The sequence below is a fragment of the Aeriscardovia aeriphila genome, assembly GCF_002259595.1.
Classification (GTDB): Bacteria; Actinomycetota; Actinomycetes; order Actinomycetales; family Bifidobacteriaceae; genus Aeriscardovia; species Aeriscardovia aeriphila.
This window is the reverse complement of the sequence record NZ_MWWU01000001.1, coordinates 77,621-91,486: the sequence shown is the minus strand read 5'-3', so window position 1 is coordinate 91,486 and position 13,866 is coordinate 77,621. Positions and strand designations below refer to the sequence as shown.

General features: G+C 56.5%; 13 protein-coding genes and 1 pseudogene. 4 read left to right on the top strand and 10 right to left on the bottom strand.

The features are described from left to right. The first annotated feature begins 70 nt into the window (after positions 1–70). Positions 71–2,089, top strand: a complete 2,019-nt coding sequence (locus AEAE_RS00355) for an ABC-F family ATP-binding cassette domain-containing protein (protein ID WP_094689197.1) — start codon at positions 71–73, stop codon at positions 2,087–2,089. Between the two features lie 90 nt (positions 2,090–2,179). Here AEAE_RS00355 and AEAE_RS00350 read toward each other — a convergent pair whose 3' ends face one another. From AEAE_RS00350 to coaD, 6 genes and pseudogenes are all read right to left on the bottom strand, one after another. After that, complete coding sequence (locus AEAE_RS00350; protein WP_148139926.1) at positions 2,180–2,761, bottom strand: hypothetical protein; 582 nt, start codon at positions 2,759–2,761, stop codon at positions 2,180–2,182. Positions 2,762–2,985: 224 nt separating this feature from the next. Next, a pseudogene (gene rnc, locus AEAE_RS06875) lies at positions 2,986–3,732 on the bottom strand (ribonuclease III); the annotation flags it as partial. 154 nt (positions 3,733–3,886) lie between these two features. After that, entirely contained in the window at positions 3,887–4,081 is a 195-nt protein-coding gene (rpmF, locus tag AEAE_RS00340; protein ID WP_094689194.1) for a 50S ribosomal protein L32, read from the bottom strand. Positions 4,082–4,229: 148 nt separating this feature from the next. Next, positions 4,230–4,907, bottom strand: coding sequence for a YceD family protein (locus tag AEAE_RS00335; protein ID WP_244569563.1), 678 nt, complete (start codon positions 4,905–4,907; stop codon positions 4,230–4,232). A gap of 106 nt (positions 4,908–5,013) precedes the next feature. Beyond that, complete coding sequence (locus tag AEAE_RS00330; RefSeq protein WP_094689193.1) at positions 5,014–6,171, bottom strand: ATP synthase subunit B family protein; 1,158 nt, start codon at positions 6,169–6,171, stop codon at positions 5,014–5,016. 86 nt (positions 6,172–6,257) lie between these two features. Next, a complete protein-coding gene (coaD, locus tag AEAE_RS00325) occupies positions 6,258–6,749 on the bottom strand; it encodes a pantetheine-phosphate adenylyltransferase (RefSeq protein WP_094689192.1) in 492 nt (163 codons plus the stop codon). Positions 6,750–6,835: 86 nt separating this feature from the next. On the opposite strand from coaD, the gene AEAE_RS00320 reads away from it, so the two are divergent. Next, the gene (locus tag AEAE_RS00320) at positions 6,836–7,210 is read left to right on the top strand and encodes a DUF3039 domain-containing protein (RefSeq protein ID WP_420809201.1); all 375 of its coding nucleotides are present in this window, start codon (positions 6,836–6,838) and stop codon (positions 7,208–7,210) included. A gap of 126 nt (positions 7,211–7,336) precedes the next feature. Here the strand turns inward: AEAE_RS00320 and AEAE_RS00315 are convergent, their stop codons facing one another. The 3 genes from AEAE_RS00315 to AEAE_RS00305 form a co-directional block, all read right to left on the bottom strand. Then, positions 7,337–8,593, bottom strand: coding sequence for an MFS transporter (locus tag AEAE_RS00315; RefSeq protein WP_094689191.1), 1,257 nt, complete (start codon positions 8,591–8,593; stop codon positions 7,337–7,339). Positions 8,594–8,737: 144 nt separating this feature from the next. After that, the gene (locus AEAE_RS00310) at positions 8,738–10,111 is read right to left on the bottom strand and encodes a nicotinate phosphoribosyltransferase (RefSeq protein ID WP_094689190.1); all 1,374 of its coding nucleotides are present in this window, start codon (positions 10,109–10,111) and stop codon (positions 8,738–8,740) included. 123 nt (positions 10,112–10,234) lie between these two features. Next, the gene (locus AEAE_RS00305; RefSeq protein WP_094689189.1) at positions 10,235–10,903 is read right to left on the bottom strand and encodes a Pr6Pr family membrane protein; all 669 of its coding nucleotides are present in this window, start codon (positions 10,901–10,903) and stop codon (positions 10,235–10,237) included. A 172-nt stretch (positions 10,904–11,075) separates the two neighbouring features. Here AEAE_RS00305 and rph point away from each other — a divergent pair, with 172 nt between their 5' ends. Continuing rightward, positions 11,076–11,840: a ribonuclease PH gene (gene rph, locus AEAE_RS00300; RefSeq protein ID WP_094689188.1), complete on the top strand. Its 765-nt coding sequence runs from the start codon at positions 11,076–11,078 to the stop codon at positions 11,838–11,840. Between the two features lie 83 nt (positions 11,841–11,923). Then, complete coding sequence (gene rdgB / locus AEAE_RS00295) at positions 11,924–12,556, top strand: RdgB/HAM1 family non-canonical purine NTP pyrophosphatase (protein WP_094689187.1); 633 nt, start codon at positions 11,924–11,926, stop codon at positions 12,554–12,556. A 113-nt stretch (positions 12,557–12,669) separates the two neighbouring features. Here rdgB and AEAE_RS00290 read toward each other — a convergent pair whose 3' ends face one another. Further along, on the bottom strand, positions 12,670–13,671 hold the full coding sequence (locus AEAE_RS00290) for an AEC family transporter (RefSeq protein WP_094689186.1): 1,002 nt from the start codon (positions 13,669–13,671) through the stop codon (positions 12,670–12,672). Positions 13,672–13,866 lie beyond the last annotated feature (195 nt).

The window sequence follows — 13,866 nt, the reverse complement described above, 5'->3', positions numbered from 1 at the left end:
AGAATTCTCGGGTTGAGCTATCAGAGAGTGCATCAAGTTCTTCACGCCTAACACGTAAAATCAAAGGGCTATGCCTATTTTTGACTGTGGAATTGAACATGTATCCCTTGCCTACGCCACGAAAACCGTTTTCGTGGACCAAACGCAAGGCGTGAATGAAGGCGACCGCATCGGAATTGTGGGTCGCAACGGCGATGGAAAGTCAACCCTGCTGCGCCTGATGGGCGGGCTGATGCCACCCGACTCTGGCCGCGTCATCCGACGCAACGGCCTGCGCATGGGAATTCTCGGCCAAACCGACCAGCTCGACGGCGAAGCAACCATCCGCGAAGCAGCCTTGGAAAATAGGGAAGACCACGAATGGGCTGCCGACCCGCGCAGCCGCGAAATCGTGCAAACACTACTCGCTGATATTCCGCTCGATGCGCGCGTCAACGACCTCTCCGGTGGCCAGCGCAGGCGTGCTGACCTCGCGCGCCTCCTGCTACACGATTGGGATATTCTTGCCCTCGACGAGCCGACCAACCACTTGGATATCGTCACCATTCACTGGCTCGCTGAGCATTTGAAAAACCGGTGGTCTGATGGACAGGGCGCTCTGCTCGTGGTCACACACGACCGCTGGTTCCTCGACGAAGTGTGCACAAGCATGTGGGAAGTGCACGATGGAGTGATCGACCCCTTCGTAGGCGGCTATTCTGCTTATATTTTGCAGCGCGTGGAGCGTGACCGTCAGGCTCAAGTTTCCGAAACAAAGCGCAGGAATTTGGCGCGTAAAGAGCTTGCCTGGCTCACTCGTGGTGCTCGTGCGCGCTCAACCAAACAAAAGTTTCACGTGAAAGCCGCTGAGGCGCTGATTGCTGACGTCCCACCCGTACGCAACTCAGTGGAACTCAAAGCAATGGCAACCTCACGCTTGGGTAAAGACGTTGTCACGTTGCAAGACGTGACGAAAACCTACCCGCTGCACAATGAAAAGTCCGGGGAGATTACCAGCACTGATAATCTTGAGAAACCCGCCGAAAAAACCGTCATCAAAGACCTCACATGGATCATCGGCCCTGGCGACCGCTTCGGCATCGTCGGAGCAAACGGCGCTGGAAAATCAACGCTGCTGGGCCTGATCGACGGCTCCATCGCGCCAACAAGCGGGCGAGTGAAGATCGGCAAAACCGTCAAGTTCGCCGTGCTCTCCCAGCGCCTTGACGAGGTCACCAAGCTCGGCGACGCCAAAGTCAAGGAAGTGCTGACGCGCTACAAGTCGATCTACGTAGTGGACGGCAAGGAATATACACCGGCGAAACTGTTGGAACGCCTCGGTTTTGACGCGGCACAAATGATGACGCCTGTCTGCGACCTCTCCGGTGGCCAAAAGCGACGTATGCAACTGATGTTGATCCTGCTGGATGAACCGAATGTTCTCATCCTCGACGAGCCAGGTAACGACCTTGACACCGACATGCTCGCCGTCATGGAAGACCTCCTCGACGACTGGCCAGGAACTTTGATCGTCGTTTCGCACGACCGCTTCCTGCTCGAGCGCGTCACTGACCACCAGTTCGCCCTGATCAACGGCACGGTTCGCCACCTGCCGGGCGGTGTGGATGACTACCTCAACGTCATCGAAAAGCGACGCAAGCAAGTGGGTTTGCTCGCTGCTGAAGGGGTGGCCCCTGCTGCTGACACCGCGCTCTCCCTCACGGCAAGCGAGTCGGAGCGTGTGGTGCTCAACGGTGTGTTGGGCAAGCCGGCTGCTGTGGGTATGCCTGCTGGTTTGACGGATTCGCTGGTCTCGGTGGCTACCGATGCGCAGGCGGAGGAGTCGAAGGAAGAGAAGCGCAAGAAGTTCGATGCGCGCAAGCGGCAGACGGCTATTATGCGCAAGATTGACAAGCTGGAGGCTGACCTGGCTGATTTGGACCGCAAGATGGCTGATGCTTCTGACGCTGTGGGTGCGGCGAGTGGCGACGCTTTGCAAGAGGAGCTGAAGAAGCTTGCTGACCTCACCGCTCAGCATGAGAGCGTGGGCAAGGAGAAGGCGCAGCTCGAAGACGAGTGGATGCAGCTCGGCGAGTTCCTGGAGGAGTAAGCACTGGTTGCGCGCCGGTGTGGTCGCGCCGGTGGCTGGGTTTCTTTGGCAGCCGGGTTTCGCTGGTAGTTGGACACGCCGGCCTGTAGCTCAGCGTTTGTGCTGGATGTGCTGGAAATTGCGTCCGAGCAGGAAGATTATCAGCGCGTAAAATGCTGCCAACACCGCCACCACAATGCGCATGGCGTCCGTGTTCATCCACAACAGCAAGCCCGCAAAGCCCATCATGACGGGCAGTGCGACGAACACGCGCCATGGCTGCTGCTTTCTCCACGTCAGATTGCGCTTGATCATCCAGATGAACAAGATGAGAATGATGATGCTCATCATCGTGATATTGCCATCACGCGTCGGGTTCGCTGGCATCGAAAAGTCGCTGAAAAGCACGATGAGACACAGGCTGATCCACATCTCCGGCACACTCGAGGCAGGGGAGGCAGGGCGAAGGAACGGCATCACAGTGCGCACGAAGCCAGGTACGCTCGCGTCCACGCGGCCGGCTGGCAGGTTCTCTTGGGCTTTCGCCTCGCCACCTTTCGCCTTACCAGCATTCCCCTTGAGTGGCTTCGCACTGTGGTGAGAATCTGCGCCCGTCGTACTCGACGCAGATTTCGCAGTTTGCGCAGCCTTCCTCGCATTCTTCTTCAACTGGTCAGCCATCAGTAATACCACTTCTTCTTGCGCTTCGCCTGAGGCGCGCCTTCCTCAATCTCGCGCTCGATTTTCTGAACTTGATGCAGCAGCGCCGGGTCGCTCGAGTCGGTGGCCCTCACCACTGGCTTGCTGCCAATGTTGGGCTCCAGATTATCAGTGCTCTTCATCCCCTCTGCCGCTTGCGTCGTCTCGCGGTTCTCCTCGCGCTGCTCTGCGCTCTCCTGTGAAGAAACTTCGCCAGTGACAATCTGGTAGGCGAAGTGAGCGGCCTTCATTTGAGCCTTTTTCTTCGAGCTTGCTTGAGCAGTGGCAATCTCGGAGCCGTCGGCCATTACCACATGAGCGGTGTAAACCGGAGACGTGAGGTCCCCAGAAACTTCCATACGGTATGTAGGGTCTTCCAGGTTCTTGCCATGGCAGGCCACCACCAGAGCAGTTTTCCAGTCGAGAGCGGGGCCCAACTGTGCGACATGAGCCAAAGTGTCATCAATGAGACGGTGAATAATCGGGCGAGCGCCGTCAATACCATGTTCCAAGAACACTGCGCCGATCAAGGCCTCAACGGTATCGCACAAAATCGACGGCTTATCAGCGCCACCGTTTTCCATCTCGCCCTTGCCCAACAAAATGTAGTGGCCAACGTGTAGCTTCTCGCGGCCAATAGCGGCCAGAGAATCTTGGGAAACGACTTTCGCGCGCAGGGGAGCGAGATGGCCTTCCGGCCAGTCAGGGTATTGAGAATAAATGGTTTCCGTCACCACGAGCTCGAGCACCGCGTCCCCCAAGAACTCGAGGCGCTCATTGTTGGGCAGGCCTGGGTTTTCATGGGCGAAAGAGCGATGAGTGAGAGCGTGCACGAGCATCTCGGGGCTCAAGCTTGTTCCCAAGGCATCGAGAAGGGCTTGAGAGCCGGTGGTGTCGAAACTGTAATCTACCTGCACGTCATTGCGCAGCAGCTCGTTGCTCTGCTTATCGCGAGTGTGAGCCATGGGTCTCCTTGTCAGTGTGTGTGCGTCGCGCGGTGTCGCGTGAGCGAACGCGGCGGGCGCGGGTGCTCGCTGTGCTGTGTTGCGTGGGCGAGCCTGAAAATGCAAAGACCCCGCCACCCGTCGATGGCAGGGTCTTCAGACGCTTATCTGTAACTCAGGCAGCGTGATCAGCCTTCATAGCAGACTTGTAAGTGCGGCCGTGATAGGAACCGCAAGCTGGGCAAGCCTGGTGAGGGAGCGATGGAGCTCCGCAATTCGGGCAAGTGACAGTTGCGACAGCCTGGGCCTTCCAGTTCGCACGCCTCGAGTGCGTATTCGCACGGGAGGTCTTGTACTTTGGCAGTGCCATGATTTCCTCTATTTCGATCGATTATTAGCTTAAGCCTTGCATATACTAACGCATCGGGCGGATTTTGTCAGCTTGGTGTCACGCAACTTCGCTGGTCAGCTCTTCACGCGCGGCTGTTAGCTTTCGCAAACCACCACAGTGGCCAGCGTTAGTCTTCTTTCGCCTCAAGCTGAGCTTTCAAACTGGCCAGAGCTGACCAGCGATCATCCTTCGCCTCGTCATGGTGGTGCTCGGGGTGATCATTGAGATTAACACCGTCGAGAGGGCACAAACCCTTGCAATCAGGCTGGCACAGCGGAGTTTGTGGCATGGCATCAGCGAAGGCATCGCGCAGAAGGCTCTCCAAGTCGGCATACATACCGTCCTCGAGCAGAGGGTAAACATCCTCACCCTCGTCCTCATCCACGTTGACATCTTTCTGTGCGCTCGAACCACGGCCCAAACGCTCGTCTTCTTCTGCTGTGCTCGCCTTCAGTGGCATGAAAACGGTGAAGTTCACGCTCAGAGGGCCGGAAAGGTCCTTCAAGCAGCGCGAGCATTGGCCGTGAACAGCAGCGGTGGCTTCGCCAATGAACACGAGGCCGTCTTTGATGGCGTCAAAGTGGCCCGTGACGTCCACATCGCTATCGGCCGTGATGCCGTAGAAGTCGTCGCCAATTCCGCTCGGTGCGGGAAGGGTGATGTCGAGTTCTTGGCTTTCGCCCACGCGCCCGGAGATGTCACCCACACGAATAGCCCATGGTGACTGGTTGGCGTACTTCCAGTGCCTATCTACTTCGTCAGCAGAGTGACGCCAGTGTTTTTCTGGCAAGTTCATAGTTTCCATATCGTTACCTTAAGTCGGAATCAGGGGTTCTGCTCTCAGCGCGAGTGGCCGGCTCGGTTGACACTCGCGGGGTGGTCGTTGAGCAGCGGCGCGGCCCGCGCCACTCTTAGTTCTGCTCGTTCATCCTTTGATGCAGAACATCCAAGCCGCCGTTCACATCGCGGCTGAGCTTGCTCAAACGCTCAGAAAGGTCACCAAGCACCTGAGCTGCATACGAGTCAGCACCCTGGCGAATCTGCGTGGCCTGAGATTGTGCCGTCGCCACCACAGTTTCTGCCTTCTGACGAGCCAGAACCATCACATTTTGCTGGCCCGCCAGGTAATCTGCCTGCTGCTGAGCTTGTGCCAAGCGCGACTTCGCCTGCTGGTCAGCCTTGGAAATAGTGTCATGCGCTTGAGCTTCAGCCTTATCAACCATGGCTTTCGCCTGCTGATTGGCATCGTTGACGATGCTGGCACCTTGTTTCTGCTTCTCCTCAAGCTCGCGGTTGGCTGCTCGCATGATCTCGGAGGCGTGAGAAAGCTGGGTTGGTAGTGCTTCCCTCAGGTTGTTCACCAGCATTTCCAGCTCATCACGGTCGATTTTTACGTAGCCTGGCTGGAACATGACGGGATGCGCGTCATCGACGAGGTCGGTGATTTGGTCGAGGATGTCGAAAGCAATCTGGAATTCCGACTCTTGATTATCAACGTCAAAACGATCCATGCTGCGCTCCTGAGTGTTCTGTGGGGGAAGAGATGCTGCGCGCTGGGCACTCGAATGTGCCTGGTGTGCAGATGAAGCTGGCGATGCTGAAGCTGCTGCTGCGGCCGGCGAGGCTGACGAAGGCTCAGAACTCGGAGAACTCTGAGCACCCGCGCTCGCAGAAGGGTTCGCACGAGAGCCCGCATTCGCGCCTGCATGCACGTTCGAATGCGCACCCGCATGCACCACACCATCATCACTGCGCTGACTACCATTTTCGCTGGTTTCTCGGCCCTCGCCGTTGTCGCGAGCCTTCATCTGTTGACGGTAGATCTCCTCGGAAGGAGAGCTGCTCGGCTCGTCGTCATCGTCGCTGGCGAAAACAGTGTTTCCTTGGTCAGCAAGTGCTTGAGCGTTGGCGAGGTCATCATCAGAGGAAGATTCATCGTGCTGATAATCTTGCTGGGAATGCTGATTTTGTGTGACGTGGGCATGCCCCTCGGTGCTCATCGCTTGCTGCGGAGTCATTGCAGCAACGACACGAGTTTGGGTATCAGGACCGACATTTTCTTCCGGCATTCTCTTCTCTCCTTCGCTCACCAGTTCCGTCTCTTATTATTGTCCACCATTCCCGTAATTCCAAGGCTTGGGGCGGCTGTCATGGTTTAGCGTTGAGCAAGCTTGCTCAAAAGGGCGGGAACCACGCAATCGGGCACCATTCCGGTGATATTGCCCCCGTGCAGCGCAACATCCTTGACGATGCTCGACGAAATATGCTCACGGCTCGGGTCGGCCGGCAAAAACATCGTTTCGATACGTCCCAGTTGGCGGTTGACGAGCGCCTGGCCGAGCTCCGCCTCATAATCGCCGTTTTGGCGCAAGCCTTTGACGATAACCTGAGCACCTGCAGATTGGCAGTACGTGCTAATCAGGCCTTCTGTAGAAGAAACAATGACGCGAGGAGCCTCGTAGCCATCCTGCTTCAAAGCTTGTGCAAGCAAGGTGACACGTTCGTGCTCGGTGAAGAGGGGCTTTTTAGCGCTGTTGACGGCGACCAGAACATGAACTTGGTCGAAGAGCTGGGCCACTCTTTCGATGACGTCTAAATGCCCGGAAGTGACCGGATCGAAGGAGCCGGGGCATACTGCAATTCTCATAGTTTCTAGGCTAGCGGATTGGGTACCGGGTGAAACACTTCTCTGCCGAATTCTCTAAGATAGGAGCAAAAGAGTGAGGAGTGGATATGGCTGAGGAAATGATGAATGCGCACACGACGGCTGCTCTTTCAACGGGTGCTCTTTCAACGGGTGCTCTTTCAACGGGTGCTCCTTCTTTTATCGATGAGATGGGTTTCCACTCTGAGAATGAAGGCCAAACTCAGGTTCTCGACCGTCCTGATACACAGGAAAAGCCAGATCTGGACAACAATGACGGTGATGCTGACCGTTTCGCCCACTATGTGTCCCGCGCACAAATGCAAAAGTCTGCAGGAACGGGCAGGCCAGTGATTGCCCTGTGCGGTAAGGTGTGGGTTCCGACGCGCAAGCCCGATGGTTACCCGATTTGCCCGGAGTGCAAGAAGATTTATGCGCAGCTGATGGGTGGATCTCAGCAGTAAAGCGCTGTAAAGCAAACAGAAACGCCTGCCCTCATTTGAAGGCAGGCGTTTGTTGTAGCAGCTCAGCGTGCGGTTCAGCTCGGCGCGGTTCATCACGCGGTTGAGGGCGTCACGCAGTCCGGTTCATCACGCAGTTTCCAGCTCGGAATGCATTGGAGCGCGGCGAACCAAAGCCTCATGCATGAGCGCCATAATCACCGTTGCTGCAAACAGCCAGAACGGCATGATGGCAAAGCTCGTGTGACGCGCAACCACACCGAAAATCGGTGGCATTGCAAGGCTTCCCATATATGCAGTAGCCATCTGTACGCCGATCACTGCTTGAGAATTCTTCGCACCAAAATGCGCTGGGGTGGAGTGAATAATGCACGGGTAAATCGGTGCACAACCCAAACCAGCGAGAATCAAACCAGTGAAGGCCAGCCACGCAGGCCCAGGGATCATCACGATCGCAAGGCCTACGCACAAAATGATTTCGCCCAAGCGGATCATCTGCGTATCGTTCAGCTTCATCGTCACAAAGCCAGAAAGGCCGCGGCCCACGGTGATGCCAATGAAGAAGAGCGATGCCATTTGAGCTGCCGTCTTGCCATCGAGGCCGCGCCACAACTTCAAATAGGAGCTGGCCCACAGCATGCTGGTCTGTTCCACTGCGCAGTAGAAGAAGAAGCAGACGAGAATCTCCTTTGCTCCAGGAATGCGCAGAACTTCGCGCAAGCTCAGCGCGCGCTCTGGAGCAGCGGAGGTTGGAGGCTCAGAAGAGGTGGAGGGGGAAGAAGAGTCCGCGGAAGTTGAAGCGTCACTGGTAATCTTGGGCTGTGCTGAGGCTTGGCCTGGCCGAGCCTTCCACAACGGCAAGCTCACCATGATGATAAAGGTCAAAACAAGCTGCAAGATTGCCACGATCTGGTAACCGCGCTGCCACCCCTGATGGGCGGAAAGCGTGTAGCCAATGATTGCAGGGCCTACCGTCGCACCTAAGCCCCACATGCAGTGAAGCCAACTCATATGACGAGAAGCGTAATGAAGCGCCACATAGTTATTGAGCGCCGCATCAACACCACCAGCGCCGAGACCATACGGAATAGCCCACAACAGCAACATCCAGTACTGCGTGGAGAACGAGAAACCAAAGAGAGCGATCATCGTCAAGGTCACCGAAGCGGCGGTCACCTTACCAGCGCCAAAACGCAAAGTAGCGCGATCGGAAAGCAGAGCAGAAATAATCGTCCCCGCCGAAATGACCATAGAAACGTAACCGGCAAGGTCAACAGAAACGTGGAATTGCGGGTACATGCTCGGCCAGGCGGCACCCAACAGACCGTCAGGCAGGCCGAGGCTAATAAATGCTAGGTAAATGATGGCAAGTAACAAGTTGGCCATCGAAACATCTCCTCAAAAATGGGGAACAGGTCGTCTTTGTCCGGTTCCCCTATTTTCGCAAGAGACGGGAGACAAACATGCCGGCGCGCGTCGCGGGTATGAACGCGCGCGTCGCGGGTATGCGCGGGCGGGCGCAGCTTAAATTCAGCTCTCGGCTTGCCCGCCCTCTGGGTCAACATGCTCCACAAGCGTAGGGATGGCGGGATCGCCAGCCTTAAACGAACGGGAGACAATAGGCAAAGCCTCGAGTTGCTGGCGGTGATAATCTCGAGCCGCCAACAAAGCCTGAGGAGTGGCCAGCGAGCTGTCCACATCACCATGGTCAATAGCCGTGATGAGTAGTGGGCGCATATCCTCACCCTCATGCTGCTTGCCCCAGGCCTCAACATCGCGCTGACTGCCGGCCACCACATACTCCGCGTCAGCAACGTTGTAGCGGTACGACCTCCATGCGCCCTTACGCCAAGCATCCGAAGCCTTATGAGCCGCATGCTTGGCCACGCCTTGCATACGCCCATCCGCACTCTCACGCTCGACGAGCTTGTACACCATTTCAGAAGTCGGATGGCCAGAGCCCGTCACCAAACGAGTGCCCACACCATACGAATCGACCGGAGCGTCACGCAAATTGAGCAGGGAGTACTCGTCCAAGTCGTTCGTCACGGTGATCTTGGTGTGCGTTGCGCCCAAAGCGTCCAGCTGAGAGCGAGCCTGCTGCGCCATCGACGCGAGGTCACCAGAGTCGATGCGAATACCGCCCAAGTCGGTGCCGGCAACCTCAACCGCGCGAGTAATAGCCTCTTCGACGTTGTAAGTGTCGGTCAGCAAAGTCGTCGACGTGCCCAAAGCGTCCACCTGAGAGCGGAAAGCCTGCTCCTCGTTATCGTGCACGAGGGTAAAGCTGTGCGCAGCCGTTCCAATTGCTGGCAAATCATAGGCCATAGCTGCCGCAAGATTAGCAGTACCCGCAAATCCACCCACGATGGAAGCGCGAGCAGCCGCGATCGCGGAATACTCGTTAGCCCTGCGTCCGCCCATATCCATGCACGGGCGGCCCTGAGCGGCCGTGACAATACGCGAAGCGGCGGTGGCGACCGCGGAATCATAGTTGAGTACCGACAAAATCAAGGTTTCCAGCAGCGTGCCTTCGCCAAAAGTGGTTTCCACCTGCAAAATCGGCGAATTCGGGAAGTACACCTCGCCCTCACGGTAAGCGCGGATAGTGCCGTGGAATGTGTAGTTTTCCAACCATTTTTGCGTATCGGCGGAAATGACGTGACGGTCGCGCAAGAACTTGAGCTGAGCCTCATTTGGGCGGAAATTCTCGATGAGAGGAAGCAAACGACCTAAACCAGCCACGACTCCATAACGACGATCTCCCGGAAGATGGCGGGAATACACCTCAAAAACACTTTGGCGTTGCGCTGTTCCATCCTTCAACGCCGCCTCGAGCATGGTGTACTCGTACATATCCGTCATCAAAGCTGGGGTAGCAGTTGCCGCTTCAAAAGTATTCATGAGGCATCCTTTCGAGGCCCGGGCAGGTATGTAAAAGCCCGCGGCTACTTGCCATTCTAGGGTAACGCACGGGCAAAAGTTTCTTGAGATTATCAGCGCGAGTGATGCAGCGAACTGATAATCTCACGCCTTGGTAGCCAAAAGCAACGGCTTAGCGGGCAGGAGGCGGTCGACGGCCAGTAAGATTCCACCCACCACCACAAAGGCGACCAGCAGCAACACCATGTTGACGCTAAACTGCGCGACGCCGAGCTTCGCAAGGTTCATGAAGCCATATGGCCACGGGTTCCTATCGTCTGGCAAGCCGGAAATGCCTTGAGCAGGCATGAAGTGAGCGTGCGCGAGGATGAGAAGCAGGAAGAACAGCGGCCAGGAAAGCCAGGAGAAGGCGTAATGCCACTTGTAGCGGCGATGCACGTCGAAAAGCACGAAATCGGCCAGAGCGAGTAGCGGAACGACCCGGTGGACGACGAAAGTGCGGGCTAGAACGCCAAAAATAACCGGTTCTGTGGCGAGGTTAGGAACCGGCAGGATGAAAGTCCCCACGATTCCAGTGATGAGAATGTAGAGCGTGAGCGCACCTTTAAGCCAAGCAGGAGGTTCGACGCCCTTCAAGAGCGCGGCCAAACCAGCCCAGATAAACACGACACCAATGCCAATATTCGATTCCGTGGTGAAATACAGCAGGCGAGTAGGCGTCTGTCCGCTCCAGGCGCTGTACGTGGCGGCGAGGGCGAGAACGCCGATGCCGATGCGAATGGCTGCGAGAAGGAGTCTCTTGAGGAAATTCATGCTTTCACTCTAGCGGCTGAGCTGGCGTGCGGGTGCATTTTGCTCGCCTGCACGGCTCGCGCTGGACAAAGAGTGAGCAATTGTCGAGGCTTGGACAGCCGTGTGCTCGCACCTGCGCCCAATCAATGCGTAGCGATAGTCTGAGAGCGGTCTCTAACGATGGGAGTGAAACATGGATATTCAGCTTGTTCGCACGGTCAATGGAGAGGTGGCTCGCTATGACGGCCGCCACGTCGATGAGATCCGCCCGGTGAAAATTACCCGCCACTGGACGAGCGCTCCCGAAGGTTCCGTGCTGATTGAAGCTGGAAATACTCGTGTTCTGTGCACTGCCAGCTGGGTGGAAGGTGTTCCTCGCTGGCGTCACGATTCTGGCTTGGGTTGGGTTACCGCCGAATACGCTATGGTTCCTCGCGCCACATCCCAGCGCACGCAGCGCGACTCGGTGCGTGGCCATGTTGCCGGAAGGTCCGAGGAGATTAGCAGGCTGATCGGCCGCTCCCTGCGCGGAGTTGTGGACTTCGCTGCGATGGGTGAAAACCAGATTCTCATCGATTGCGACGTTCTCCAAGCCGATGGCGGCACTCGCACCGCTTCCATCACCGGAGCGTATGTTGCCCTCGTCGATGCTGTTGAATGGGCTCGCGAAAAGGGCCTGATTGCACGCAACGCCACAGTTTTGCGCGATCAGGTTTCCGCAATTTCCGTCGGTGTGATTCAAGGCGTTCCTATGCTTGACCTTCCCTACCCGGAGGATTCCACTGCAGGCACCGATATGAATGTGGTGATGACCGGCGAAGGCAAGTTCATTGAAATTCAGGGCACTGCTGAGCATGGCCCGTTTGACCGTGACCAGTTGAACACTTTGCTTGACCTTGCTGCCAAGGGCAATGCTGACTTGCAAAAGTTGCAGCGCGAGGCGCTGGAACAGCAGTAATAAGCGTCGGCGCCCCCAGCGCGACCAATAAGCGAAAGCGCGTCCAAGTGCGCGTAAGTGCCTGAAGTACAGAAAGGTTTCCTATGCGAATCGTTTTAGCAACGCACAACCCCGGTAAAGTTCCTGAGCTGCGCGCCATTCTGCGCGAGAGCATCGGCGAAGCTTTTGACGATGTGGAACTGACCACCGCTGGCGAGCTCGGCCTGCCCGACCCTGTGGAAACAGGTGTCACTTTCAGCGAAAACGCATTGCTGAAGGCTCGCTTTGTGGCCGAAAAGTCGGGAAGCCCTGCCATTGCTGACGACTCTGGCCTCATTGTTGACGTGATGGGCCAAGCTCCTGGCATTCTCTCGGCTCGATGGGCAGGCAAGCATGGTGATTCCGCCGCGAACAAAGCTCTGCTTCTCGCTCAAATTTCGGATATTCCGGATGATAAGCGAACAGCCCGATTCATGTGTGCTGCCGCTCTCGTTATTCCTGGTGACAGCGGCTCGCGTGAGGTTGTTCAGACGGGCGAGTGCCCGGGAAGAATTCTGCGCGAAGAGCGGGGTGATGCAGGTTTTGGCTATGATCCTGTGTTCCTGCCTGACGAGCAAGAAGACCCAACTCGCCCGCTCACTTTTGCTCAGATGAGCGAGCAGCAGAAGGACGCCATTTCTCACCGTGGCAAGGCGATGCGCAAGCTTGCTGCCGACGTCACTTCTTTGCTTTTCTGAACTCAGTATTTCTTGAGATTATCAGCACGAAAACAACAGCCCGCCTGTGGTAACCACAGGCGGGCAATTTGTTGCGCGGGTGATGTTGCGCGGTGAAAATCTTGAGAAATACTTTAAAGCACGAAGTAGATCACCGTCATGACGATGAGCGAGAAGAAACTCGTCAACGTCAACTGGAAACCAGCGAGTTTAGCGTCACCTAACATGCGATCAGTGAAGTACGTGCCGAAAATCGAGGCAGGGGAGAGGGTGGTGACGGCCACGATCTTGCGCGTCACCGGGTCGAAAGGCAGCAAGAACCAAGCGGCCGAGAAGCAGATGATGGCGAAAAGCATACGCCAGGAGAAGGCTTGAAGCACGAGCTTGACCTGCTCAGCGTTCGTTGGCAGTTCCATCATCAGGCCGATCATCACCATGGAGCATAGCGAATTGCCGTCGGCGATTGGCTTCAAGAACGTGCCTACCGGCTGAGGTACGCGCACACCCGCGAGCAGCATGATGACCAAGATGATGTAAACGACGAAACTCAAAGAACGCCAATAGCTCAGAAGCATAGCGCGAATGTTCGCACGCCTTTCGAGACGACGAGCATCCGGGTCCTTGGAGGAGACGCGAACGTGGAGCGTGCCGTTTTCATCGCGATAGGTCGACTCGCTCAAAGGCTTGTCCGGGCGGATTTTGAGCAGCATGGAGGCCACGGAATTCGAGGTTGCGGCCACCACCAGGCAGTTGCCGATGTCGTACATCACCGAAGTGAGCATTCCGGAAGTGCCCCACAAGGCTTGCACCACAGGGAAAGTGAAGTTGCCCACATTCATGCCCGAGCCGTTGAGCATCAAGAAGAAGCGCTCATTCACCGGCCTCTTGCGCGTTGCCAGGAAGAGAACAGGTAGCGGCAGAACAGCGCAAATAAAGCCGAACACAGAGATGAGCAGCATGTTCTTCTCCGGGTGGCGAATGGTGAACGAGTAGATGATGGCTGCAGGAAGAGTGAAATCGAAGATCACTTTTTGCAAGGCCTTGTAACTGTTGGCAGGAACGCGGCCGGTATGCTTCAACCAGTATCCAACTGCGATGGCGGAAAGCAGCGCTATAGGCTGCAAGAGCATGTTCATAGTACTCCGAGCAGGTGGTGGTGAGTGGGAGTAGCTTGCTCGCTGGCTCGGTGTGGGGTCGGAAGTAGCGTCTCACTCGGTACGTGTATGACCTGAATAGCTTAGAAAATATGGGCGATGACACACCTGCTCGACCTTGAATATGCGGTGAAAATTGTGTGAATTGCGCGCAGGGTGAAAGGCACTCGTGCTGCA

Bases quoted from the DNA above. Each gene is read 5' to 3' on its own strand.
- AEAE_RS00290 (WP_094689186.1), bottom strand. From the start codon at position 13,671: ATGAACATGCTCTTGCAGCCTATAGCGCTGCTTTCCGCCATCGCAGTT.
- AEAE_RS00320 (WP_420809201.1), top strand. From the start codon at position 6,836: ATGGCTGAGGAAATGATGAATGCGCACACGACGGCTGCTCTTTCAACG.
- rdgB (WP_094689187.1), top strand. From the start codon at position 11,924: ATGCGAATCGTTTTAGCAACGCACAACCCCGGTAAAGTTCCTGAGCTG.
- AEAE_RS00355 (WP_094689197.1), top strand. From the start codon at position 71: ATGCCTATTTTTGACTGTGGAATTGAACATGTATCCCTTGCCTACGCC.
- AEAE_RS00305 (WP_094689189.1), bottom strand. From the start codon at position 10,903: ATGAATTTCCTCAAGAGACTCCTTCTCGCAGCCATTCGCATCGGCATC.
- AEAE_RS00335 (WP_244569563.1), bottom strand. From the start codon at position 4,907: ATGGAAACTATGAACTTGCCAGAAAAACACTGGCGTCACTCTGCTGAC.
- coaD (WP_094689192.1), bottom strand. From the start codon at position 6,749: ATGAGAATTGCAGTATGCCCCGGCTCCTTCGATCCGGTCACTTCCGGG.
- AEAE_RS00330 (WP_094689193.1), bottom strand. From the start codon at position 6,171: ATGCCGGAAGAAAATGTCGGTCCTGATACCCAAACTCGTGTCGTTGCT.
- AEAE_RS00310 (WP_094689190.1), bottom strand. From the start codon at position 10,111: ATGAATACTTTTGAAGCGGCAACTGCTACCCCAGCTTTGATGACGGAT.
- AEAE_RS00315 (WP_094689191.1), bottom strand. From the start codon at position 8,593: ATGGCCAACTTGTTACTTGCCATCATTTACCTAGCATTTATTAGCCTC.
- rpmF (WP_094689194.1), bottom strand. From the start codon at position 4,081: ATGGCACTGCCAAAGTACAAGACCTCCCGTGCGAATACGCACTCGAGG.
- rph (WP_094689188.1), top strand. From the start codon at position 11,076: ATGGATATTCAGCTTGTTCGCACGGTCAATGGAGAGGTGGCTCGCTAT.